The sequence below is a fragment of the Pseudomonas sp. Leaf129 genome (assembly GCF_001423465.1).
GTDB classification, from domain to species: domain Bacteria; phylum Pseudomonadota; class Gammaproteobacteria; order Pseudomonadales; family Pseudomonadaceae; genus Aquipseudomonas; species Aquipseudomonas coleopterorum.
The window spans coordinates 338,916-362,533 of the sequence record NZ_LMOC01000010.1 but is presented as its reverse complement, the minus strand read 5'-3'; the positions used below and the strand labels follow the sequence as shown (position 1 = coordinate 362,533).

Annotated in this window: 24 protein-coding genes and 1 pseudogene; 13 read left to right on the top strand and 12 right to left on the bottom strand. The window is 60.7% G+C overall.

What is annotated here, in order from left to right:
- Window positions 1-27: 27 nt before the first annotated feature.
- The 3 genes from ASF66_RS20325 to ASF66_RS20315 are packed head-to-tail and all read right to left on the bottom strand — an operon-like array spanning window position 28 to window position 2,613.
- The gene (locus ASF66_RS20325) at window positions 28-777 is read right to left on the bottom strand and encodes an ABC transporter permease (protein WP_056845125.1); all 750 of its coding nucleotides are present in this window, start codon (window positions 775-777) and stop codon (window positions 28-30) included.
- A 7-nt stretch (window positions 778-784) separates the two neighbouring features.
- Window positions 785-1,777 (bottom strand): ABC transporter substrate-binding protein, encoded by a 993-nt coding sequence (locus ASF66_RS20320; RefSeq protein ID WP_056845124.1) that lies wholly within the window; start codon window positions 1,775-1,777, stop codon window positions 785-787.
- On the bottom strand, window positions 1,774-2,613 hold the full coding sequence (locus tag ASF66_RS20315) for an ABC transporter ATP-binding protein (RefSeq protein WP_056845123.1): 840 nt from the start codon (window positions 2,611-2,613) through the stop codon (window positions 1,774-1,776). The genes ASF66_RS20320 and ASF66_RS20315 overlap by 4 nt, the downstream gene beginning before the upstream one ends.
- A 96-nt stretch (window positions 2,614-2,709) precedes the next feature.
- Here ASF66_RS20315 and ASF66_RS20310 point away from each other — a divergent pair, with 96 nt between their 5' ends.
- Window positions 2,710-3,489, top strand: coding sequence for a GntR family transcriptional regulator (locus tag ASF66_RS20310; protein ID WP_082484723.1), 780 nt, complete (start codon window positions 2,710-2,712; stop codon window positions 3,487-3,489).
- Between the two features lie 702 nt (window positions 3,490-4,191).
- Here the strand turns inward: ASF66_RS20310 and ASF66_RS20305 are convergent.
- Window positions 4,192-4,635: a winged helix-turn-helix transcriptional regulator gene (locus ASF66_RS20305; RefSeq protein ID WP_056845121.1), complete on the bottom strand. Its 444-nt coding sequence runs from the start codon at window positions 4,633-4,635 to the stop codon at window positions 4,192-4,194.
- 47 nt (window positions 4,636-4,682) lie between these two features.
- On the opposite strand from ASF66_RS20305, the gene ASF66_RS20300 reads away from it, so the two are divergent.
- Window positions 4,683-5,624 (top strand): aromatic alcohol reductase, encoded by a 942-nt coding sequence (locus ASF66_RS20300; protein ID WP_056845120.1) that lies wholly within the window; start codon window positions 4,683-4,685, stop codon window positions 5,622-5,624.
- A 98-nt stretch (window positions 5,625-5,722) separates the two neighbouring features.
- On the opposite strand, the pseudogene ASF66_RS22235 reads toward ASF66_RS20300, so the two are convergent.
- The 3 genes and pseudogenes from ASF66_RS22235 to ASF66_RS20290 all read right to left on the bottom strand — a co-directional run.
- Window positions 5,723-5,893: pseudogene (locus ASF66_RS22235) on the bottom strand (transposase domain-containing protein); the annotation flags it as partial.
- Window positions 5,875-6,621, bottom strand: coding sequence for an aspartate/glutamate racemase family protein (locus tag ASF66_RS20295; protein WP_056845119.1), 747 nt, complete (start codon window positions 6,619-6,621; stop codon window positions 5,875-5,877). The gene ASF66_RS20295 and the pseudogene ASF66_RS22235, both read right to left, overlap by 19 nt.
- A 19-nt stretch (window positions 6,622-6,640) precedes the next feature.
- Window positions 6,641-7,354 carry a GntR family transcriptional regulator gene (locus ASF66_RS20290; protein WP_056845118.1) on the bottom strand — a complete coding sequence of 238 codons (714 nt, stop codon included), beginning with the start codon at window positions 7,352-7,354 and terminating at the stop codon, window positions 6,641-6,643.
- A 304-nt stretch (window positions 7,355-7,658) separates the two neighbouring features.
- Between ASF66_RS20290 and ASF66_RS20285 the strand changes: the two genes are divergently transcribed.
- The 3 genes from ASF66_RS20285 (at window position 7,659) to ASF66_RS20275 (ending at window position 10,397) form a co-directional block, all read left to right on the top strand.
- Window positions 7,659-9,098: an NCS1 family nucleobase:cation symporter-1 gene (locus tag ASF66_RS20285; protein ID WP_236707131.1), complete on the top strand. Its 1,440-nt coding sequence runs from the start codon at window positions 7,659-7,661 to the stop codon at window positions 9,096-9,098.
- A gap of 299 nt (window positions 9,099-9,397) precedes the next feature.
- Window positions 9,398-9,979 carry an AAA family ATPase gene (locus ASF66_RS20280; protein ID WP_056845116.1) on the top strand — a complete coding sequence of 194 codons (582 nt, stop codon included), beginning with the start codon at window positions 9,398-9,400 and terminating at the stop codon, window positions 9,977-9,979.
- Between the two features lie 103 nt (window positions 9,980-10,082).
- Window positions 10,083-10,397 (top strand): hypothetical protein, encoded by a 315-nt coding sequence (locus ASF66_RS20275; protein WP_049860698.1) that lies wholly within the window; start codon window positions 10,083-10,085, stop codon window positions 10,395-10,397.
- A gap of 99 nt (window positions 10,398-10,496) precedes the next feature.
- On the opposite strand, the gene ASF66_RS20270 is transcribed toward ASF66_RS20275, so the two are convergent.
- Window positions 10,497-11,567, bottom strand: coding sequence for a glycerophosphodiester phosphodiesterase (locus ASF66_RS20270; RefSeq protein ID WP_056845115.1), 1,071 nt, complete (start codon window positions 11,565-11,567; stop codon window positions 10,497-10,499).
- A 140-nt stretch (window positions 11,568-11,707) separates the two neighbouring features.
- On the opposite strand from ASF66_RS20270, the gene ASF66_RS20265 reads away from it, so the two are divergent.
- Window positions 11,708-12,727 carry a DUF4917 family protein gene (locus tag ASF66_RS20265; protein WP_056845114.1) on the top strand — a complete coding sequence of 340 codons (1,020 nt, stop codon included), beginning with the start codon at window positions 11,708-11,710 and terminating at the stop codon, window positions 12,725-12,727.
- Between the two features lie 12 nt (window positions 12,728-12,739).
- On the opposite strand, the gene ASF66_RS23055 is transcribed toward ASF66_RS20265, so the two are convergent.
- Both ASF66_RS23055 and ASF66_RS20255 read right to left on the bottom strand, forming a co-directional pair.
- Window positions 12,740-12,952 (bottom strand): response regulator transcription factor, encoded by a 213-nt coding sequence (locus ASF66_RS23055; protein WP_275669801.1) that lies wholly within the window; start codon window positions 12,950-12,952, stop codon window positions 12,740-12,742.
- Between the two features lie 96 nt (window positions 12,953-13,048).
- Window positions 13,049-14,245: a class I SAM-dependent methyltransferase gene (locus ASF66_RS20255; protein ID WP_056845113.1), complete on the bottom strand. Its 1,197-nt coding sequence runs from the start codon at window positions 14,243-14,245 to the stop codon at window positions 13,049-13,051.
- 225 nt (window positions 14,246-14,470) lie between these two features.
- Between ASF66_RS20255 and bglX the strand changes: the two genes are divergently transcribed.
- From bglX to ASF66_RS20220, 7 genes are all read left to right on the top strand, one after another.
- Window positions 14,471-16,762: a beta-glucosidase BglX gene (gene bglX, locus ASF66_RS20250; protein ID WP_056845112.1), complete on the top strand. Its 2,292-nt coding sequence runs from the start codon at window positions 14,471-14,473 to the stop codon at window positions 16,760-16,762.
- Between the two features lie 23 nt (window positions 16,763-16,785).
- On the top strand, window positions 16,786-18,540 hold the full coding sequence (locus tag ASF66_RS20245; RefSeq protein ID WP_056845111.1) for a sensor histidine kinase: 1,755 nt from the start codon (window positions 16,786-16,788) through the stop codon (window positions 18,538-18,540).
- The gene (locus ASF66_RS20240) at window positions 18,537-19,865 is read left to right on the top strand and encodes a sigma-54-dependent transcriptional regulator (RefSeq protein WP_056845110.1); all 1,329 of its coding nucleotides are present in this window, start codon (window positions 18,537-18,539) and stop codon (window positions 19,863-19,865) included. Before ASF66_RS20245 ends, ASF66_RS20240 begins: the two co-directional genes overlap by 4 nt.
- A gap of 159 nt (window positions 19,866-20,024) precedes the next feature.
- On the top strand, window positions 20,025-21,344 hold the full coding sequence (locus ASF66_RS20235; protein WP_056845109.1) for an MFS transporter: 1,320 nt from the start codon (window positions 20,025-20,027) through the stop codon (window positions 21,342-21,344).
- Window positions 21,345-21,393: 49 nt separating this feature from the next.
- The gene (locus tag ASF66_RS20230) at window positions 21,394-21,654 is read left to right on the top strand and encodes a hypothetical protein (protein WP_442962792.1); all 261 of its coding nucleotides are present in this window, start codon (window positions 21,394-21,396) and stop codon (window positions 21,652-21,654) included.
- 267 nt (window positions 21,655-21,921) lie between these two features.
- Window positions 21,922-22,128: a hypothetical protein gene (locus ASF66_RS20225; RefSeq protein WP_056845107.1), complete on the top strand. Its 207-nt coding sequence runs from the start codon at window positions 21,922-21,924 to the stop codon at window positions 22,126-22,128.
- Between the two features lie 109 nt (window positions 22,129-22,237).
- Window positions 22,238-22,864: a flavin reductase family protein gene (locus tag ASF66_RS20220; RefSeq protein WP_056845106.1), complete on the top strand. Its 627-nt coding sequence runs from the start codon at window positions 22,238-22,240 to the stop codon at window positions 22,862-22,864.
- On the opposite strand, the gene ASF66_RS20215 is transcribed toward ASF66_RS20220, so the two are convergent.
- Together ASF66_RS20215 and ASF66_RS20210 are read right to left on the bottom strand one after the other, a co-directional pair.
- Entirely contained in the window at window positions 22,857-23,096 is a 240-nt protein-coding gene (locus ASF66_RS20215; RefSeq protein WP_056845105.1) for a hypothetical protein, read from the bottom strand. The two genes, ASF66_RS20220 and ASF66_RS20215, sit on opposite strands and share 8 nt — an antisense overlap.
- A 42-nt stretch (window positions 23,097-23,138) precedes the next feature.
- On the bottom strand, window positions 23,139-23,477 hold the full coding sequence (locus ASF66_RS20210; protein ID WP_056845104.1) for an antibiotic biosynthesis monooxygenase family protein: 339 nt from the start codon (window positions 23,475-23,477) through the stop codon (window positions 23,139-23,141).
- Between the last annotated feature and the right edge of the window lie 141 nt (window positions 23,478-23,618).

The following is a 23,618-nucleotide window of genomic DNA, read 5'->3' as shown; positions in this document are numbered from 1 at the left end:
CGATAGAAGCGGTTCGAAAAGAAGGTTTTAGTGGGCACGCCACGCCTGGTAGTGACGCTCGATACGGCGGAAAACCAGGCTTTCCATCAGCCAGGCCAGCAAGCCGATCAAGGCGATGCCGAGCAGTACCTGGCTGCTGTTACCGATTTGTCCGCCCATGGAAACCATCCAGCCGATGCCCTGAGAAGCGCCGATCATTTCAGCAGCCACCAGTGCACGCCATCCCTGGCTGAAGCCAATACGCAAGGCAGCAGTCAGAAATGGCAGCGAAGCGGGCAGGTAAACATGAGCCAGCAGTTGCCGGGTATTGGCACCCAGAGTGCGCGCGGCCCGCACTTCTCCGCCGCGAATGCTCTGTACGCCTTCCTGAATAGTGACCGCCATGGGGAACACCGCAGCGATGAAGATCACCAGCACAATGGAGAAGAATCCAAGGCCAAAGATGATCAATATCAGCGGAGCCCAGGCGATTGGCGGAATCGCCATGAACAGGCTGTTGAGCGGCGCAATGAAGTCTCGAAAGCGGCGCGACAGCCCGCCAGCCGTGCCCAGTAGCACAGCGACTACGACGGCGGATGTAAATCCGGCCAACTCTTCCAACATGCTGGCGCGAAATTGCTTCCACAGCGATCCGTCGTTGATCCATCGGATCGCCTCTTGGGCAACCACCCAGGGTTGCGGCAGCACGTAGCTAGGGAAGCGTGAAGCCAGGAGGATCCAGACCACCAGTAAAAATGGCAGCGAGGCCCAGCCCCAGTTGGGTTTTGGTATCGACATCAGAGGCTCAGCGCGAGGCTTTATCCAGGTAAGAAGTGTCCACTAGATCTTTGGTATCCAGATGGGTATTCATGAAGCCCAGTTGCGTCGAGTAATTCATCAGGCGTTGGATGAACTGGATATCGCTGGGCTGCAAATCTGCTGACCATCCCAGGCGCGAGCGTGCCTGCGCGACAATCTGCTCTGGACTGATAGTCTTGCCATCCGCCCCCTGAACGGCCTCAAGCTTGAAAGCCTCGGCGATTATTCTGTTGGATTCCTCGGGATGCTGATTGAGAAAATCTACGGCCTTGCGGTGTGCACGCAGCAGCTTGACCACATCATCCGGGCGATCCTGCAACGTCTTGGGCAATGCAATGACCACATACCATGGGTATTGCGGCAGCGCCTGGTTCACATCGAACAGCACTCGGCTATTGCCCCGCAGCAGCGCCTGGCTGACAAAGGGTTCCCAGGTGAAAGCAGCGTCAACGATGCCTCGCTCCAGCGCAGCGTTCATGTTGCCCGGTGGCATGTCGACGATGTCGACGTCGCTGTCCGGATTGAGCCCGGCGGCTTCCTTGAGCACATAGCCACGCAGGAGCACGTCCATGCCGCTGCCTTTCTTCACACCCGCCAGCTTCTTGCCGTTAAGCCCGGCCAAATCGTGGATTGGGCTTTTGTTATCGACGATGACCGCTGCCTGGCCATAGTTGACCTTGGCGAGGATCGTGCTTTTCAGCCCCCGTGAGTACCACTGGTAAACCGGTGGCGTCCCCACATAGGCGACGTCCAGTTCTCCTGCCGCCAGAGCTTGCTGGATAACCGGGCCGTCACCCAGCGCCTTGAGGTCTACATTCAGCCCTTCCTGCTTGTAGAAACCCTCCTTGTCGGCAATCAGCGCCGGTGCATTGGCCATGGCAAAGACGTAGCCGATACGCAGAGGTTGGTCAGCGGCCGAAGCGCTGCTGGCGAAAGTAATAGCAGCAAGAGAAGCGGCCAGGAGCGTGCGTCTGATCATGCGGTCAACTCGGGTGAGGAAGAAGTTTGAATGGCGCCAGGAGCCTGCGCCATGACGTGGGAAATACGCGCCATGAGTTCATTGCGATAGTCGAGAAACGCTGGCAAGCGGCGGGTTTGCAGATTACTGCGCGGACGGGGCAAATCGACCTGCAGTTCGCTGTGAATACCGCCTGGGGCGATGTTCAGCACCACCACGCGATCAGCCAGAAAAACCGCCTCATCGATGTCGTGAGTGATGAACAGAACGGTCTGCCCCAGCTGCGCCCAGATGCGCAGGGTTTCTTCGTTCATGCTATTGCGACTGATGGCATCCAGCGCAGCAAAAGGCTCGTCCATCAGCAATACGCTGGGCTCTAATGCCAGGGTTCTGGCCAGCGAAACGCGCTGCTGCATGCCTCCGGACAACTGCTGTGGCAACCGTTGTGTGGCTTGCTCCAGACCGACAAGCCGCAAGTACGCCAGCGCTTTCTCGCGCTGCTCGACGACACTGCCCTGCCCCGCCATGCGCAGGCCGAAGCGGACATTTTCCAGTGCGCTCAGCCAGGGAAAGAGTTGAGGTGACTGGAATACGTATCCCAGCTCTGCCCGCTCAGGGCGTATTGGCTCGCCATTGATTTGAACCTGTCCTTTACTCGGCTGCTGAAAACCCGACAGCAGGTTGAGCAACGTAGTTTTGCCACACCCTGAAGGGCCGAGGATCGCGACGAATTCCCCCGGACGAGCACTGAGACTGAACTGGTCGAACACCTGATGACCATTGGCGTAACTGAAGCTGATCGCTTCAACGCTCAAGGCATTGGTCGGCGGGTTTGGTTTTGGAGACGGGGAAGACATGGCAAGTGCGATCAGGTCGTTTACAATGGATGTCTCGACATAATACGTATTAGTACAAGTTGAAGTAATATCATCTTGTCATAACCTTAGAAGCAAATGCGCTCCAGCCTTCCAAGCTGGCCTGAGCGCCCATGGAATAGAACAGTGACGATTCTTCGCGACAGCAGCACTTCGCTCTATCAGCAAATCGCCCAGCAACTGCTGGAGGAAATCCACCGAGGTGATTTTGAACCGTCAGGCAAGCTGCCGTCGGAGGCCGAAATCGGTGAGCGCTTTGCTGTTAGCCGCGTGACCGTACGCCTGGCCATCGGCAAGCTTTGCGACGAGGGAGTGGTTGAACGCAAGCAGGGCAAAGGCACTTTCGTGGCCGCCAAACAATTGCGTCATGGGCTGGATGCATTGCGCAGCTTTCATGAGGCGTTGCTGCTTCAAGGTCTGAAGTCGACCATGCAGGTAATTGATCATCACTTGGTGCTCACCCCAGAAGGACTCCGGCACTTGTTTCCGGAGGCGGCACAGTCACTCTGCGTGGAGCGCCTGCATTTCGTTGACGGTGAACCCATCGCTTTGGGGCGCAGCCACCTCCCTGCCGAGCTGGCCGGTGTAGTGTGGAAGGAAGTGGAACAACAGCCCATCTATTCGGTGCTGGAGCAAGTCACTGGTTGTCCGGTTAGCCGTGCCGACATGGCAATACGGGCGCAGCAAGCTGACAAAGGACTCGCTGATGCGTTGGGTATCAAACGTGGCGCGGCACTACTGGTGATGGAACGCACGTCCTGGTTTGCCGACGGCCGCTGCTGCGATCGCACAACCTTCTATATCAGGCCGGAGCGCTACTCGTTCGTGCTCAGCGGTGTATTTAAAGTGGGCGTATAGGCGAACCGCCCTTTGGTATTGAAATTCCATTCTTTACAGACTGCCAGTGACGTTGAAAACCTGCTGCTTCTTCATTCCATTTGTTGCAGATACATCCCAGGGTAGATTCCTTGCCCGTGTCCATCACTGAAGATCAGACGTAGCCCTTAGCCAACGGGATGCATGAAACACATAGGTACCGAACAGCCTGACAATGATTTTATTCATCATGCTTCGCCTGGATGGTCGCAGCGACGGCAATGCTGTGGGGTTCTGCGGATTGCACGTCGTCACCACCCAGTTGCCCAAGCCGAAATTGGCTTAATCCGGCGCTGCAAGGTTCCCCTGCAGAGAACTCACGGTATGCACAGTGGTATCCATCGCTGTTTCACTGATCAGTTTCCGTAGGCACGTGAGGATGCTCTTGATCAGTCCGACGCTGTTTCAATTGATCGAGCATCCAGTCCTGAGCTGTATCCAGCTCGCCCATCATCAGCTCAAACTCTTGGGCCGTGAGTGGGCTTGGCGTATTGTCGCGCGTCACATGACCTCCGAGGATCATCCTTAAAAACTAAGATGAGCTATTGCAGATTTTCGATCGTGGAAAAAGGATGCTCAACTTGCGCCACCACAGCGCAGCCCCCGGAGTCTGAAAAACGGTAAGCGTCCGGGAAAACCACCTACATCATGTCGAGCGTTAGGATGCAGTGCATTATTCCACCCTTATCGCTCGTCATAACGCTTGCGAGCCTCATTAAACCCCTCTGACTGCTCGATCACCCACGTCCATAGCGGAATCATCTGCACCAATAATCCCATTCCAAGCTCGGTCAGAGCATATTCGACACGCAAGGGCTTCTCGCCAAAATCGCGTCGAGAGATCAGGCCGTCGCGTTCCAGCTGACGCAGTGTGTGAGTGAGCATGCGTTGAGTGACGCCGTCCAATCGGCGACGTAACTCCGCGTGGCGCAAGGGGCTACTCACACCCAGCGCATGCACCACGCCTAGTGACCATCGGTTTCCAGAATGACTGAGGATATCGCGCTTGAGACCATCCTCATCCTCGCTCAGTTCGCGACAGGCATTCTGTGAAAGGCGCACGATTTCCTGAGCATCCAGACCGCTCGGTATCACCGATGTACCTACTTTTTGCGCATCGATGTCCATGACAAGATTCCTAGCTTCAAATTAAGTACGTCAGACAGGGGCTCACCATGCAGGCTGCTATTTCAAACGTCAAACAACGTATTCTGGTATTGGGGGCAGGCGAACTAGGGCTTGCCGTATTGCAAGGACTGGCCGGCCGATCAACCGAATCGATCAACATTACCGTGCTGCTGCGTCAAGCCACTGTGCAGAACTCGTCAATGGAAAAACAACAGGATATTCAAGCCATCAGGAAGCTAGGGGTTGCTATTGAGACAGCTGACATCACCAATGCCTCCATCGAAGAGCTTGCGGCGGTGCTGGGACGCTTCGACACGGTGATCAGTTGCGTAGGGTTTGCTGCGGGCCGGGGTACTCAGCTTAAGTTGACTCAAGCCGCGCTCACATCGGGTGTGAAACGTTATATTCCATGGCAGTTCGGCGTTGACTACGACTTAATTGGTCGTGGCAGCCCTCAAGACCTGTTCGACGAGCAACTGGATGTTCGCGACCTGTTACGTGCTCAATCTCGGACTGAATGGGTGATTATTTCCACCGGCATGTTCACCAGCTTCCTATTCGATCCAGCTTTCGGGGTCGTTGACCTAAACGCCGGACAGGTTAATGCGTTGGGCAGCTTTGAAACCATGGTTACGGTGACAACACCGGAGGACATAGGCACGCTCACCGCCGCCATTGTCCTGCACAGCCCGCGCCTTATTAATCAGGTCGTTTACACTGCTGGTGACACCCTCACCTACGGCGCTTTGGCTGATTTGGTTGAGCGAGTCATCGAACGGAAAGTCGAGCGCCGAGCGCTTAGCGTGCAGCAGTTGCTAGCAGACCTTGCAGAAAAACCTGGCGATAACTTACGAAAATACCGGGCAGTTTTTGCTATGGGCCGTGGTGTGGCATGGGATGTAGCGATGACATTCAACGCAATACACGGATTACCAGTGACCAGTGCAGAACAATGGGCGCAATCAAGTCTGCGTCGTAGCTCAGATTAGCAGACGCGCGTTGAGTCGCTGAAGATGCGCCCATTCTTATGGCAGGAGTCGTTCGATTTCGCTCACCCGCGGCATCGTCAGACGAGTTAACACACCCCTCATAAAGTAAACGCACTTTGTACAGATCGGCCAGGCGTCCACCGACGCGCAAACGGTTGCTCGATCCCAATGGCTCGCTGGGTCGGCAACCTCGTCAGCACAGCCTTGAGGTAGGCATACGGGTCATGCCCGTTGAAGCGCGCCGACTGGATCAGGCTCGCGATCGCTGCCCAAAATGCCCAAACCGCCCACTGAACCGCTTCGCCAGCGGATACGCCAAATCGCCGTGCTTGCTCGTCCCCAGCCCCAATTCCACCAGCACCTGCGCCAATTTGACTGCCGCCGCTACGCCATCGATCACGGGCAGGCCGACGCGTTCGCTGACTCGTGCAGGCAGGTCGGCCATGCCGCCACAACCCAGCACGATGGCACCAGCGCCTTCCTGGTCGCGGGCCTGCAGGGCCTGCTCGGCGATGCGCTCGACCAATACCTCGTCGCCCAGGGTTTCAAGTTCCAGCACGGGGATGTCGACGCAGCGCACCGAGGTGCAGTGCTCGGTCATGCCGTAGTTGCGCAGCAGGTGCTCGGCGATGATGCGCGTACGGGTGAGCGTGGTGACCACGGCGAAGCGAGTGCACAGCAGGCTGGCGACATGAAAGGCGGCTTCGGCGATGCCGATCACCGGGCCGCGGGCCAGTTCGCGGGCGGCCAGCAGGCCGGGGTCGCCGAAGCAGGCGATGATGTGCGCGTCATAACCGGCGGCCACGCCCTTGCGCACTTCTTCCAGCACGCCGACCGCAGCGATGGCTTCGTCGAAATGGCCTTCGATCGATTCCGGGCCGTCCTGCGGGCAGCAGGCGATGATCTGCGTATCGCGACCGGCGGCGGCACTGGCGGCGCGGCCGATACTGGCGGTCATGGACGAGCTGGTGTTGGGGTTGATGACCTGGATTTTCATGAAAGGCTCGGCAGCTGGATCAGCGTTTGAAGATGGATTTGAAGTCGGGCTCGGCCACGGGTTTGGCGTCCAGCTGGAGGCTGGCGCGAATGCTCGCCAGATGTCGGGCCATCCAGTTCGACGCGAGTGCGCCCTCTCCCCGTTCGAGCAGCTCGATCAGCTCGACGTGCTCTCCACAATCGCAACCGACGCTATGGCGCGAACCGTACACCGCGATGATCAGCGACGAACGCGTGGTCAACTGGGCGATCTGCTCGCTGAGCACCTGATTGTCGGCGGCTACCGACAGCTGCACGTGAAACCGCGCCGAGAGCTGAATGGCATGGCTATGCCGCCCCTGATGTTGCGCCTGATGCTCCTGCTCGGCGAGCTCTCGCAGCCGCTTGAAATGTTCGGCCGTGGCGTGGGCGACCACGGTCGGCATCAACGCAGGCTCGATCAGTTGCCGGGCGGCGAATACATCCTGAGCCTCCTTGGCGCTGGGATGGGCCACTTCCGCACCACGGTTGGCCCGCAGGGTGACCAGACGCTCCAAAGCCAGACGCTGCAAGGCCTTGCGAATGCCCGTGCGGCTGACGTTGAACACTTCGGCCAGGGCATCTTCGGGAAGGCGCACGCCCGGTTGCAGGCGGTGCTCGACGATGGCGTCGAGGATCTCCTGATAAATGTGTTCATCACGACTGACGGCCGTAGAGCCATCGGAACTGTTGGCAAGAAAAAGGGGAGAATTCACGAAATCGTTTCCTGGGTACGCGTGAGGCAATCGTATACAAACTGAATTGTCTTCGCCATCTTTGCCCCGGGCCAAGATCGGCATTCATCAAACCGCACCAATACGGGCCTCCACAGCCAGAAAATGCGCGAAAACAGCACAGGATATTCACAAAGCAAGCACGACGCTGGCTGCGCCATCACTGTAAACCCGTTGGTTTTGCGCTTCGATACACGCTGGCACGCATCCTGCTCCATGGATCGTATACAACAACGCCGACCCCCGTATGCAATGCTCGGAGCGGCCACGATCCTGGAGCGTGTGCGTGAAGAATCCCGACCTACCTAAGGGCTACAGCCCTCGCTTGTACAACGAAGACCTGGGCCCGGTAGTACAGAAGTGGAACTGGTACAACATCTTTGCCTTCTGGATGAGCGACGTGCACAGCGTTGGCGGCTATGTGTTCGCCGCCAGCCTGTTCGCCCTGGGCCTGGCCAGTTGGCAGGTGCTGATCGCGCTGCTGGTGGGCATCGGTATCATTCAGGTGATCGCCAACCTGGTCGCCAAACCCAGCCAACAGGCGGCGGTGCCCTACCCGGTGATTTGCCGCCTGGCGTTCGGTGTGTTCGGTGCGAACATTCCGGCGGTGATTCGCGGCCTGATCGCGGTCGCCTGGTACGGCGTGCAGACGTACCTGGCGTCCAGCGCACTGATCATCGTGGTGCTGCGTTTCTTTCCGGGCATGGAAAGCTACGCACAGGTGCAGTTCGCCGGCCTGTCGTACCTGGGCTGGATGGGTTTCCTGTTCCTGTGGGCGGTGCAGGCGGCGGTGTTCTGGACCGGCATGGATTCGATCCGGCGCTTCATCGACTGGGCCGGGCCGGTGGTCTACGCGGCGATGTTCATTCTTGCCGGCTGGATCGTCTGGAAGGCAGGATGGAGCAACATCAGCTTCACCCTCGCGGAAAAATCCCTGAGCGGCTGGGAAGCCTTCGGCCAGGTGGTGATGGCGACGGCTCTGGTGGTCTCGTACTTTTCCGGCCCCACGTTGAATTTTGGCGATTTCAGCCGCTATTGCCGGACGATGGCTGACGTGCGGCGCGGCAACTTCTGGGGCCTGCCGGTGAATTTTCTGGCGTTCTCGCTGGTCACCGTGGTGATCGTATCGGGAACCCTGCCGGTGTTCGGCGAAATGCTCCACGACCCCATCGCCACGGTGGCGCGCATCGACAACGACGTTGCGGTATTGCTGGGCGCCTTTGCCTTCGTCACGGCAACGATCGGCATCAACATCGTCGCCAACTTCGTCTCGCCCGCCTTCGACTTCGCCAACTGCGCGCCAAGCAAGATCAGCTGGCGCGCCGGCGGGATGATTGCCGCCGTGGCCTCGATCTTCATCACCCCGTGGAACCTGTTCAACAACCCCGAAGTGATCCACTACACCCTCGACGTGCTGGCGACCTTCATTGGCCCGCTGTTCGGAATCCTGTTGGTGGACTATTACTGCATCAAGCAACAGCGGATCGACGTAGCGGCGCTGTTCGACGACTCGCCCACCGGGCGCTACTGGTACAGCAACGGCTTCAACCCGGTGGCGATCAAGGCGCTGCTGGCGGCCACGCTGATTGGTATCGTCGTGACCTTCGTGCCCTGGTTCAAGCCGATCGCCAACTTCGCCTGGTTCACCGGCTGCTTCCTGGGTGGCGGGTTCTACTGGCTGCTGGCACGGCGGGACGTGCGTTCGTTGAGCCTGGCAGGCGCCTGACCCAAGACAGGGTACGTCGTCTGCCGTGAATGCAGCGGCGTACCTGCACCACAGGTCGAACATTAATCAACAAACTTAAACAATACGCAGATAGCCCAGAGTCGCCAGTACAGATTACCTTCCTCGGCGTCCTGACTTCTGAGCCTGCCTGACGCCTGCTTTTGCCAACGAAACAGCAAGTTATGCCAGGGCAAATTGAAAAATCCTCTAACTCAATCAGAAATTTCTGATTCCCTTGTTGACGCTTCAGCAACCGACCCCTTGTAGTAATAACCTCTTACTTGATAGGGATATCCATCATGATCATCCTGGTAGCCGGTATTCATGGGGTCGGTAAAACCTGGCATTGCGAGCATTATGCGCACCGTCGCGGGGTGCTGCACGGCAGCGCGAAAGGCTTGGTCCGGCAGGTACTGGCGTCCGTAAAATGGAGCGATGACCGCTATGCGACCAACCGCGACCGTAACCGCCAGGCACTGGAACTGGCCGCGACCAGCATCGCCGCCAGCGGCAAGTCGATGCTGCTGGAAGGCAACGTTGCCTTGATGGGCAAGCGAGCACGCACGTTGGGTATCGATGTGACGGCATTCGAGCGGCTTTCCCTGGGAGCGATCCTGCTGCTGGAAAGCGATCCGGGGACCGTGCTCCAGCGGTTACCGGCCTGCCACGCCTCCGCCACCGAAGTCGAGCTGTTCCAACAGCAGGAACGCGAAAGTGCACGAGCCGTGGCGCGGCATCTGCACATTCCATTGATGTTGCTGCGCGACTGCAGCGATCATACCTTTGGCCAGACCGTGGACGCTTGGCTCAAGCGGGGCCAGCCCATTTCCATCGATACCGCCAGAAGCCATCCACCGGGGTTTCATCGTCTCTATCGCTGAGCAGAAGCACTGTGGCGTACCTGCCGCTCGTCGCCTCGAGGGCACGTTGGGATCCATGCGATGGCCCAATGCTTGTACCCCCCTCTCACTGCGGAGATGCACCATGTTGATTAGCAAAAAGCTCGCCTCGCTGGCTCTGGCCGGTCTTCTATCGGCTTCGTCGTTCGCGGCGATTGCGGCGTCGAACGACACCAACTCTACGGCCACACCTGAAGCCCCGTCGGGTCGTCAGGTTATCCCAGGCACCGACAAATCGCCCGACAGCGGCAACGCCACCGGCATCGATGGCAAATCCGGATCGATGAGCCAAGGCGCAGATGCCGGGACCACGGACGGCGGCCCTACTCCAATGGGCGCCAGCAAGGGTGATGGCAGCTCGGGCAACAGTGGCGGCAACGGCGCCGGCGCCGGTAAATAACCGCCCGCACCAGCCCACACGGCGGCGCGAATCCCGCTCTTGCTCCTGTAACGCACAGGGGCCGAGCAACGGGATTCGCGCCGTTTTCATGTCCGGCCCTCAATAATCGTGTCGTTCGAGAATCTGATCGACGGATTCCGGGGCAGGACGTTTGTAGAACTTGAGCAACTCGCTGGCACGATTGGTAAAGATACCGTCCACTCCCGCCTCGCTGACCTTCTTGAAATCAACCGCCTCGTCGACCGTGTAGACATGCACCAGCAAGCCCTTGTCGTGGGTCAACTGGTTCATCCAGGGCTGAACCAGGTCCATGTAGCTCTGGTCTCCCCCCTCGCTCAATGCAGCCGAAGGGCCTGTGCCCACTGCACCGTTGGCCTTGGCGATGTCCAGCCAGCGCTCGAACTCGGCGCGATCACGGGGCTGTTGCTGGGCATAGTACGCCGCCTTGTCGGTCATGCCGGACGCCGCGAATGACGCCTTGGATTTGGGCTCGATGCTGCCCTCACCGACCCACAGCAACAATACCTTGGGCACCTGCGGCATTTCCTTGGCCAGCAATTCCAGACTGTTTTTCTCGAACGTCTGCAGCACCACCCGATGCTGACCATCCAGCCAGCCCCGTTGGGCAAGCTTGGCCTTGAGATCGCGTTCGATACCGGGAAACTGCTGCGGTACCTTGGTTTCGATGTACACCCCAGGTTTGTGGGTACCGCCCTGGGCGACGTCGAGCACTTCGTCCAGCGTGAGAATCTTCAGACCCTTGTAGCTGTCACGGGCACGTTGCGAGTGCGCGGCATTGAACCAGCTGCCAGCGTCGAGGGTTTTCAGCTCCGCCAGGGTGAAGTCGCTGACCGGCTTGTCCTTGCGCTCGGGGAATTTGCTGGCGATGTCGGTGGTGCGCAGCAGGGTGTCGTCGTGCAGCGCGATCAACTGCCCATCGCGGGTGCGTTGCACGTCGAGCTCCAGGTAGTCGGCGCCCAGGTCACGCGCCAGGAGGTAGGCTGGCAGTGTGGACTCGGGGGCATCGTACGAGGCACCGCGATGGGCGATGACGGCGGGATAGGGAATGTTGACGGCATGGGCCAACTGTTCGGGCGTTTGCCCGTGGGCCGTGGCAGCGGCGCCGAGGGCGGCGGTCAGGCACAGCGTCTTGCACAGGGATGTCAACATGCGTAGTCCTTTCAGAGGTGATCGAAAACGGCACCGCAAGATACCGATGAACCGACCTAGCATAGACGGCGTCGGATGACAGGAGATGGCGTGCTAGAGTCGCGCCCTTGTCCAAGACACGAGCAGAACGAATCATCACCATGGCACATGACACCTTCGACGCCCACCTCGACGACTGGCAAACCCTCCACACCCGTCAGCCTGCGCAAAGCCTGTTGCTGGGCAACGGCGCCAGCCGTGCGGTCTGGCGCAGCTTCGCCTACGACGCGCTGTTCGAGCGCGCGCAAAAGGTGCGCAACAAACCGTTGAGCCTGACCGACCTGGCCTTGTTCAAGTCGCTGCAGACCCAGAGTTTCGAACAGGTGCTGACCGTGCTCAACAGCACCGTGCGGGTCAACGCGGCCTTGGCGATCAGTTCGACCGCCCCGCTCAACCGCTACTATGCGATCAAGGAAGCGCTGATCCACGCCGTGCGCAGCGTGCACATTCCCTATCGCCTGCTCGACGAGCAACGCCTGGCGCTCCTGAACCGCGAGCTGCGCTCGTTCGAGACCGTGTACAGCAGCAATTACGACCTGCTCTGCCCCTGGGCCGTGCAGCATGACCCGCAGGGTTTCGCCGAGCTGATGGACGTGGACGCCGGCTTCGACATCCGCCGCACGACCTCCCAGGGATGCCGCATGCTGTACCTGCACGGCGGTCTGCACCTGATCAAGAACAGCGACGGCACGACCCGGCAGCGGACCGCCGAGGGCGAAGCCCTGCTCGACGGCTTTGCCATCAACACCCCAGGTGATGTACCACTGCTGATCAACGAGGGCCCCAGCGCACAGAAGCTGTGCAGCATCCGCGATTCCGATTACCTGAGCTGGTGCCATGGCGAATTGAGCCGGCAGGACGGCACGCTGTGCATTTTCGGCCACAACCTGAACAGCGACGACGCGCACATTCTTCAGGCTCTGCGCCAGGCGCCAGCGCAGACGTTCCACGTTTCGATCTTTCCGCTCAGCGATGCCTGGATCATCAGCCAGAAGCAGCGTTTCACGGCACTGTTCGCCGACTGCGGCAAAACCCTGCATTTCTTCGACGCGACCAGCCATGGCTTGGGCAGTGCGCAACTGAACGTACCAGTGCCCGCCGTTGTGAAGAAGCGTCGCTGAAGGCAAACGCCTTCAGCACAGCGATATCAACCCTTTTTCCAGCGCCAGCAGCACGGCCACGCTGCGCGAGCCCACGGCGAACTTGCGGCGGATGTTGGCGAAGTGAAAGTTAACCGTAGCCTCGGAGCAGGCCAATATGCGCGAGATTTCCCACGAGGACTTGCCTCTGCCGCTCCAGACGAGCACTTCCTGCTCGCGCGGCGTCAGCTTGATGTCGAGCGTCACTGCAAACTCCAACCCTTGACTTGAGCGCTCATGGTGGCGCTCGCCAAGGGCGGGTCACAACGCCGTCGACTTGTAGTGCCGACGCCTCACAGCAAGCTAGCCCAGCAGGCCGTCTTCCTGCAGCAAGGTCTGCAGGCGCTGCTCGCGAATGCCGTAGAACGCCTTCAGCTCTTCGATCCTGGCCAGCGCTTCGGCGCTCGGGCTGGACGTGTCACGTTTGACCGCCAGAATCATCTTGTTCTTGTTGGTGTGTTCCAGAGAAATGAACTCGAACACCTTGGTTTCATAGCCGCAGGCGTCCAGCAGCAAGGCACGCAGGCTGTCGGTGACCATCTCGGCCTGCTGGCCCAGGTGCAGGCCGTATTGCAGCATGGGCTTGAGCAGGCCCGGGCTCTGGATCTGCAGGCGGATTTCCTTGTGGCAGCACGGCGAGCACATGATGATCGCCGCGCCGCAGCAGATACCGGTATGCATGGCGTAGTCGGTGGCGATGTCGCAGGCATGCAGGGCGATCATCACATCGATTTCGCTGGGCACCACCGAGCGTACGTCACCGCATTCGAAAACCAGCCCCGGGTGGTCCAGACCAGCGGCTGCGGCGTTGCACAGCTCGACCATGTCAGGACGCAGTTCCACGCCCGTGACCTGTGCCTGACGCTGCAGGGAGTTGGCCAGGTAGTCGTGGATGGCGAAGGTCAGGTAGCCCTTGCCCGAGCCGAAGTCGGCGACCCGCACCGGCGCGTCGGCCCTGGCCAGCCGGGACGTGGCGAACGCGTGGGAAAACACCTCAATGAACTTGTTGATCTGTTTCCACTTGCGCGACATCGACGGGATCAACTGCCCCTGCCGGTCGGTCACACCCAGGTCCTGCAGGAACGGCCGGTTCAATTCGAGGAACCGCTTCTTTTCCCGATCGTGGCCCAACTCCGGCGCAGCCCGTTCCTGTTGTTGCTTGTTGCGGTGCAGGCTGGCCTTGTTCTTCTTGCTGAATTCAAGCTGCAACTCATCGGTCAAGGTCAGCAGGTGCGCGTTCTTGAAGGTGTCGGGCAAGGCTTCGGCAATGAACAGCTGACCATCGCTCAGACTGAAGTTCTTGGTGATGTCGCGCGTCTTGTAGCGGTACACGAACGACAGGCACGCTTCGCCCTTGATGGTCGCCAACTTGACGATCAGCCGCTGCAGCTCCGGCTCCTGGCCGACGTGGCGGGCCAGCACCAGCTTGATGAAAGCGTTCTGCGCCAGGCTGGTGTCGAGCAGGGCAAGGAATTCGGCGCGGGGGTCGGTGACGGGCATGGCGAAACGGATCTCGGGTGTGTTCAGGCGGGCATTTTAGTGGGTGTGCATGGACTTGGGGAAAATGGATTTGCCCTCACTGTCATGGATGCATTTGTATCAATCCTGGCACCTGACTGGATTGACCGGCGCCGATACGTTAAAACACCTCCCACGAACTACAAAAACACTGCCACCTGTCACCGGCTGCAGCACCCTGTGCGGTACGCCAAAGAGAAGAACTCCATGAACAAGCTGTGTCTGCTGGGCGTCGTCGTCGGCCTGGCCTTGCAATCCGCGCATGCCGAAAGCCCCTCCCAAGGTCTGCAGAACAAGGAGGCATTCGTTGCCGACCTGCTCGCACGCATGACCGTAGACGAGAAGATCGGCCAGTTGCGGCTGATTGCCATCGGTGGGGAAATGACCCATCAGCGCATCGAAGCGGAGATTGCCGCTGGGCGTATCGGTGGCACGTTCAATTCGGTCACCCGCGCGGAAAACCGCCCTATGCAGGACGCTGCCCAGCGCAGCCGGCTGAAGATTCCGATGTTCTTCGCGTATGACGTCATTCATGGCCACCGTACCCAGTTTCCAATCAGCCTGGGCCTGGCCGCGAGCTGGGACATGGACGCCATTGCCCTGAGCGCCAGGACCTCGACCGCCGAAGCGGCCGCCGACGGGATCGACATGACCTTCGGGCCGATGGTCGACATTTCCCGCGATCCGCGCTGGGGTCGCATCAGCGAGGGGTTCGGCGAAGATACCCATCTGGTGTCGAAGATCGCCCGGGTGATGGTGGAGAACATCCAGGGCTCCAGCCCGGCCAATCCAGACCGGATGATGGCCAGCGCCAAGCATTTCGCCCTGTACGGCGCAATCGAAGGCGGGCGCGACTACAACACCGTGGACATGAGCCCGCAGCGCATGTTCCAGGACTACCTGCCGCCCTACCGCGCCACCGTCGATGCCGGCACGGGCGGCATGATGGTCGCCTTGAACTCGATCAACGGCGTGCCGGCGACGTCCAACACCTGGCTGATGCAGGATGTACTGCGCAAACAATGGGGGTTCAAGGGCGTCACCATCAGCGACCACGGTGCCATCCATGAGCTGATCAAGCACGGTGTGGCCGCCGATGACCGCGAGGCGGCGAAACTGGCAATCAAGGCCGGCATCGACATGAGCATGAACGATCAGGCCTACGGCGAGCACCTCCCAGAGCTGCTCAAGAGTGGTCAGATCAGCGAGGCCGACCTCGACAACGCCGTGCGCGAAGTGCTCGGGGCCAAGTACGACATGGGTTTGTTCGCCAATCCGTACCTGCGCATCGGCAAGGCCCAGGACGATCCAGCCGACGTCAATGCGGAAAGCCGTCTGCATCGTGCCGAAGCCCGCGACGTGGCCCGCAAGACCCTGGTCCTGCTGAAAAACCAGAAGCAGACGCTGCCGCTGAAAAAGGATGCACGCATCGCGCTGATCGGGCCACTGGCCGATGCGCCGGATGACATGCTCGGCAGTTGGTCTGCCGCAGGCGTGGCCGGGCAGTCGGTAACGCTGCTCAAGGGCCTGCGCAATGCCATGAGCGATCCGGCCCATGTCAAATATGCATTGGGCGCCAACCTCAGCGACGACCGCGCCACCGTGGAGTTCATTACCCGGTTCCTGCCTGAAAACATGAAACTGCCCCACGATCCGCGCTCCAGCCAGGCCCTGATCGACGAGGCGTTGGCGGCGGCACGTGATGCTGACGTGATCGTCGCGGCGGTCGGCGAATGGCGTGGCATGAGCCATGAGTCGGCCAGCCGCGTCGCCCTCGATCTGCCTCGCACCCAGCAGGCCTTGATCACCGCCCTGCGCGCCACTGGCAAGCCGCTGGTGCTGGTACTGATGAACGGCCGTCCGCTGACCATTGACGAGCAGCAGCGCCAGGCCGACGCGGTTCTGGAAACCTGGTACGCCGGCACCGAGGGTGGCAATGCCATCGCCGATGTGCTGTTCGGCGACTACAACCCGTCCGGCAAGCTTCCGGTCACCTTCCCGCGCTCGGTGGGCCAGGTGCCGCTGTACTACAGCCACTTGAGCATTGGCCGGCCGTTCACGCCAGGGCATCCAGGCAACTACAGTTCCCAGTATTTCGATAGCGAGCAAGGTCCGCTGTACCCCTTCGGCTACGGCTTGAGCTACACCGATTTCAGCCTGTCGGACGTCAAGCTGTCGAGCAAGCGTATGAGCCGCGATGGCAAGGTCACAGCCAGCATCAACGTACGCAACATCGGCAAGGTCGCGGGCGAAACCGTGGTGCAGTTGTATGTGCGCGACGTGGCCGCTTCCATGGCCCGACCGGTCAAGGAGCTCAAGCATTTCCGCAAGCTGATGCTCAAGCCGGGCGAAAGCCAGACCCTGACCTTCGACATCGTCGAGGACGATCTGAAGTTCTATAACCAGCAGCTGGTTCGTGCAGCGGAAGCGGGTCAATTCACTGTCATGATCGGGCTGGATTCCGACGACGTGAAAGAGGCGAACTTCGAGTTGTTGTAGCCGGCAATGGTCGAGTAGCGCCCGTGATCGACTCCCGTGCCCTGCGCCTGAGCGCCATTGTGCTGGCCATCGTGGCCGGCGCGGTGCTGTCCGCCGTCTGGGCCAGCCGCCATGCCCAGCGACTGGCCCAGAACGAAGAGGCGTCGCGCAGCGATGGCCAGCTGGCACTGTACGCCAACAGCCTGCACACGCTGATCGAGCGCTACCGCACCCTGCCTGCCGTACTGGCGCTGGATCCGCAATTGCAGCAGGCGTTGCAGGCACCGATCGATGCGACCACCCAGGACGTACTCAACCGCAAACTGGAACGCATCAACGCCGCGGCTCGTTCCTCGACCCTGGAACTGCTCGACCACACCGGTCTGGCGGTGGCCGCCAGCAACTGGCGCCTGCCCACCAGCTATGTGGGTCACAACTACGCGTTCCGGCCTTATTTCAGCCAGTCGGTCAGCCAGGGCAGCGGGCGTTTCTATGCCGTGGGCGTGACCAGCGGTATCCCCGGCTATTTCCTGTCCAGCGCCATCAAGGACAGCCGGGACGGTTTTCTCGGCGCCATGGTGGTCAAGCTGGAACTGCCCGAGCTGGAACAGGAATGGGCGCAGGGGCCTGACACGCTGCTGGTCAGCGATGCGCGGGGCGTGGTGTTCATCGCCAATCGGCCGGGCTGGCGCTATCGCACGCTGCACGCCTTGAGCGATGCCGACCGCGCTGAGTTGCAGCGCACTCGCCAGTATCACGACCAAGCCGTGCAGCCACTGGATTACCAGGTGCTGGACACGCTCGACGCCGCGGCCAGGCGAGTACGGGTCAACGGCCCACAGGGCACGGCCGACTATCTCTGGGCATCGTTGCCGATGGCCAGTGAAGGCTGGACCTTGCACCTGCTCAAACCACCCGTCGCGGGCAACGAGGACAGCCGCAATGCCGCGCTGGCGGCGGTGGGCGTGTGGCTGAGCCTGGTCTTCGGTGGCTTGTGGCTGAACCAGCGCCGTCGTCTGGCCGCCCTGCGCCAGCGCAGCCGCGAGCAGCTGGAGTCGCTGGTACGGGCACGTACCCGCGAATTGCGCGACGCCCAGGAAGGTCTGGTTCAGGCGGCGAAGCTGGCCGCCCTGGGCCAGATGTCGGCAGCGCTGGCCCACGAGATCAGCCAACCGCTGACGGCGCAGCGCATGCAACTGGCGAGCCTGCGGCTGTTGCTCGATCAGGATCGCATCGATGCGGCGCGCCAGGCCCTGGCGCCACTGGAACAGATGCTGACACGCATGGCGGCGCTGACCACACACTTGAAAACCTTCGCCCGCAAGAGCCCGGCAGGCGTACGCGAACGACTCGACCTGGCGCGGGTGCTCGATCAGGCCCTGCAGTTGCTGGAGACGCCTCTGCAGGCAGCCGGGGTCCGCCTGCATCTGCAGGTCAGCCGGCCTGCCTGGGTGCGCGGCGACGCCATTCGCCTGGAGCAGGTGATGATCAACCTGTTGCGCAATGCGCTGGACGCCATGAGCAGCGAGCCGGCCAAGGACCTGCACATCACCCTGCAGATTCACGGCGAACACTGGCATCTGGGCATCGCCGACAGTGGCAGCGGCATTGCCAGTGAACACATCGAGCATTTGTTCGATCCGTTTTTCACCACCAAGCCGATCGGCGAAGGGCTTGGCCTGGGGCTGGCGGTCTCGCTGGCGATCGCCCATGAACACGGTGGTCAGCTGAGCGCGGAAAACCTGGAGCGTGGCGCCCGCTTCACCCTCGCCCTGCCCCTCGACAAGGAACCTGCATGAGCAATCAAGTGATGGTCATCGACGACGAAGCGAGCATTCGTGACGCCGTCGAACAATGGTTGGGCCTCAGTGGCTTTTCGGTGCAGCGTTTCAGCCAGGCCGAGGAGTGCCTGGCGCAACTGCCAGAGGATTTCCCCGGCGTGATCCTCAGCGATGTGCGCATGCCGGGCATGGGCGGGCTTGGTCTGCTGGCGCAACTCCAGGCACGCGATCCCGAGTTGCCGGTGATTCTCTTGACCGGCCACGGTGACGTACCGATGGCGGTCCAGGCCATGCGCGATGGTGCCTACGACTTTCTCGAAAAACCTTTCAGCCCGGAAAGCTTGCTGAGCAGCTTGCGGCGGGCTCAGGACAAGCGTCGACTGGTCCTGGAAAACCGCCGTCTGCACAACCGCGTCGACTTCAGCGAGCAATTGCAGGCGACCCTGCTCGGCGCGGCGCCCGCCATCTCCCAACTGCGCCGCCAGGTGCTGGACCTGGCCTCACTGCCGGTCAACGTAGTGATTCGCGGCGAGACCGGCAGTGGCAAGGAGCTGGTCGCACGCTGCCTGCACGATTTCGGCCCGCGCGCCGGCAAGCCGTTCGTGGCGCTCAATTGCGCTGCCATTCCCGAGGCGTTGTTCGAGGCCGAACTGTTTGGCCATGAAAGCGGCGCCTTCACCGGTGCGCAAGGCAAACGCATCGGCAAGCTGGAATACGCTCACGGCGGAACGTTGTTTCTCGACGAGATCGAAAGCCTGCCCATGGCCCAGCAAGCCAAGCTGCTGCGCGTGCTGCAGGAGCAGAAGCTCGAACGCCTGGGCTCCAACCAGAGCATCGCGGTGGACCTGCGCCTGGTCGCGGCCAGCAAGCCCGATCTGCTGGAGCAGGCCCGGGCCGGGCTGTTTCGCGAAGACCTGGCTTATCGGCTGAATGTCGCCGAACTGCGCCTGCCACCGCTGCGCGAGCGGCGTGAAGACATCGTGTGCCTGTTCGATCATTTCACGGCGGCCACCGCAAAGCGCCTGGGACGCCCGGTACCGGTGGTGAACTCGACGCAACTGAGTCAGTTGCTCAGTCACGATTGGCCCGGCAATGTCCGCGAGCTGGCCAACGCCGCCGAACGCCACGTGCTGGGGCTGGCCGCGCCGGCCCTGGAAACACCCGGCGGCGGGCTGTCGTTGGCGGCGCAGCAGGAAGCGTTCGAAGCGCAATGCCTGCGTGCGGCACTGGCCCGACATCGGGGTGACATCAAAGCGGTGATGCACGCCCTGCAAGTGCCCCGGCGGACCTTGAACGAAAAGATGCAGCGTCACGGACTGGCGCGCGAAGACTTTCGCGAATAGGCAAAAATCCGCTTATCACCCTTCTCGTATCAGCAAGAATCCGCCTACTTAATGCATAAGCCCCTGCAAAACCTGGGCTTCGCAGGCTGGCACGGCTTCTGCTATTGCCTTGGCAAGCGCGACTCAACGTGCTGCCAACAATAACGAGAAGGTTCCATCATGGATAACTCAAACACCCTGCCCGCCGGGGCAACTGCTGCATCCGCCCCGCCTCGCACCACCGCCAGCCGGGTCAAATCGATCTTCAGCGGTTCGGTCGGCAACATGGTCGAATGGTATGACTGGTACGTCTACGCCGCATTCTCCCTGTACTTCGCCCAAGTGTTCTTCCCCAAGGACAGTCTCAACGCCCAACTGCTCAACACTGCCGCGATCTTCGCCGTCGGGTTTCTGATGCGCCCCATCGGCGGCTGGCTGATGGGCCTGTATGCCGACCGCAAAGGCCGCAAGGCGGCGCTGATGGCCTCGGTCCTGCTGATGTGCTTCGGCTCGCTGGTGATCGCCCTGACACCGGGCTACGAAACCATCGGCATCTGGGCACCGGTGCTGCTGGTGCTGGCGCGGCTGATGCAGGGCCTCTCGGTGGGCGGTGAGTACGGCACCTCCGCCACCTACCTGAGCGAGATGGCCACCCGCGAGCGGCGTGGTTTCTTCTCCAGCTTCCAGTACGTCACCCTGATCTCCGGTCAGTTGATCGCCCTGGCGGTGCTGATCGTGCTGCAACAGACGCTCACCGAAGAACAATTGCTGAGCTGGGGCTGGCGCGTACCCTTCGTGATCGGTGCGCTGTGCGCCGTGGTTGCTTTGTGGCTGCGTCGCGGTATGGAAGAGACCGAATCCTTCACCCAGAAAAAGGTCTCCAAGGAAAGCACGATGCGCACCCTGTTGCGCCACCCCAAGGAACTGCTGACCGTAGTCGGCCTGACCATGGGCGGTACGCTGGCGTTCTACACCTACACCACCTACATGCAGAAGTACCTGGTCAACACGGTAGGCTTCAGCAAGGCCGACTCGACGGCCATCTCGGCCGCCACGCTGTTCCTGTTCATGTGCCTGCAACCGGTCATCGGCGCCCTTTCCGACAAGGTCGGACGCCGCCCGATCCTGATCGCCTTCGGCGTACTGGGCACCCTGTGTACCGTCCCCATCCTGACCACCCTGCACACCATTGAAACCTGGTGGGGCGCGTTCTTCCTGATCATGGCGGCGCTGATCATCGTCAGTGGATACACCTCCATCAACGCGGTGGTTAAAGCTGAGCTGTTCCCCACCGAAATCCGCGCCCTGGGCGTCGGCCTGCCCTACGCGCTGACCGTGTCGGTCTTCGGCGGCACCGCCGAACTCATCGCGCTGTGGTTCAAGCAGATCGGCATGGAAACCGGTTACTACTGGTACGTGACCGCTTGCATCGCCTGCTCGCTGCTGGTGTACGTGTTCATGAAGGACACCCAGAAGCACTCGCGGATCGAAACGGACTGAAGCCAGGCATGCCCGGCGAAAGCCGGGCAGTGTCATCACCGGTCAAGGCATGAGCATTTATCACCAGCGCACGGAGCGCGATTCCATTTCGAAAGGAAGCATCAGAATGTCTGATCACCGACGTGAGACGTTGGAGCTGGAAAAGCTGAATGTCGAGATACGAAAATTCATGGCCGAAAGCCGCAAGTTGAATGCTGAAGCTTTGAAGTTCAGGCGAGAATCAGAATGGTATCCCTTTGCGGTGGGTGCTGCGCTGGTCACGGCGATTGTCGCAACCATTAGCTTGCTAATCCGTTTTTTCGCCACTTGAAGCTCATTCATCGCGGCCGCCAGAGATTTGCTGCAACTGACACCGCACTTCCCTGTAGCAGCGGTGCGAGCCGCGTCCGGAATCACCGTGGTGCATCTGCACTTCTGCATCTACCGCCGACGCGGCTCGCGCCGCTGCTACAGGAACGGTGAGGTATTTGCCAGAGTGCACTCCATGCCGACACAGCTTGTTTTTCAAGGCTAGCGGGGGCACATTTGATACAGAGTTTGCATAGCAGACGAAGTCCGCCCGACAGGATAATCAGACATGTCTACGTCCCTCAAGAATGCCTGCATTCAACGCCGACAGTTCGAACAGCTTCACAATGAGGTTGCAGCCTTCACCGAAGAAATGCGCCAAGCGGAGTCAGGGTCCGGCTCCACTCGTCCGGCCATACTTTCGTTCGCGATGGGCGCTGCAACCGCCACCTTCGTCTTCGCAGCCGCTGCTACCCTTGCGCTTATGCACAACTGACCTGCTGCTGGGGTTACACGATACACATTGCGCATCTGTCGACCGTTCATTGCACTGATACCCACGGCAACGCACACTGGGGGCACTTGAACGCTGAGGACTGCCCCCGATGTCGGATGACACCTACTACTACGAACCCGCCAAGGGCCATGGTTTGCCCCACGACCCGTTCAACGCCATCGTCGGCCCGCGGCCAATCGGCTGGATCTCTTCCCATGACCGCGAAGGTCGTCTGAACCTGGCGCCCTACAGCTTCTTCAACGCCTTCAACTACACGCCGCCGATCATTGGCTTCGCCAGTGTGGGACGCAAGGACAGCCTCAACAACATCGAGCAGACCGGCGAGTTCGTCTGGAATCTGTCGACTCGCGCCCTGGCCGAGCAGATGAACCAGAGCTGCGCGGCAGTGGGACCCGAAGTAGACGAGTTCGAACTCAGCGGTTTGCAGCACGCGCCTTCGAAGATCGTCAGCGTGCCGCGGGTGCTCGAAGCGCCGGTGTCATTCGAATGCAAGGTCACCCAGATCATTCAACTCAAGGGCGCCGATCAGCAAGAGGTGCCCACCTGGTTGATTCTGGGTGAGGTGGTGGCGGTGCACATCGCCAAGTCACTGCTCAAGGACGGCATCTACGACACCGCAGCGGCCGGCCCGATCCTGCGTGGCGGCGGCCCGGCCGATTACTTCGAGATCGGTCCGCAGGCGCTGTTCCAGATGCACCGGCCACAGGTCAAATAGGCGCAAACACCGGTTCGCCGTCTTCGTCGACACGGGTCAGTGTCGGCAAGACCTCGGCGGCAGCGCCATCGGCCTCGTGGGCGGTGGCGAACGACTGACCATCGAGCACCTTGTGGAAACGCGGGGCGCCACCGCCCTGCAGCGCCTTGATGGCAATGGCCGCGCGGTAACTGCCTGCCTCCGGCACTACTGCCGAAACCGCTTCGTGATGTTCGAATACCTTGCGTGCCATGACGTACCTCGGGCCGATGGAAAAGCCGCGATTGTACGCGGCTCAGGCCGCACTGGCATGTTCGAGCGCCGCGTCACCGAAGGTGTGCAGGTCGAGGCTGGTCACCAGCAGGCCGTGGACCAGATCGGAGAACACCTGCATGCCCGGCGAGTTGAGCCAGGCGGTCATCGCGGCCTGATCACGCCAAACGCCAGCCACCTGCCACAGTCGCTCGTCGCCGTGACTGCGCTGGACCGCAAAGTGCAGACAGCCAGGCATGGCAAGCGCGGGCTCAACCAATGCCGACAAAGCCAGTCCGACCTGTTCGGAATCACCCTGTCGAGCCGTGACCAAGGCGCAGTGACTGACGGTAGAAAGGCTGATGGTAGAAAATGAGCTCATGCGCGACTCTCCCTGATTGAACGTTCTGCGGTGAACAAGGCTGCAGCGACAACGTTACGCAACCCCGGACCGCAGGGGTTAGCCGTTTCCTGTCAAGGTCTTGCCCGATCCTGCCGGGTTGCAGCTTCGTTCAACCGGAAT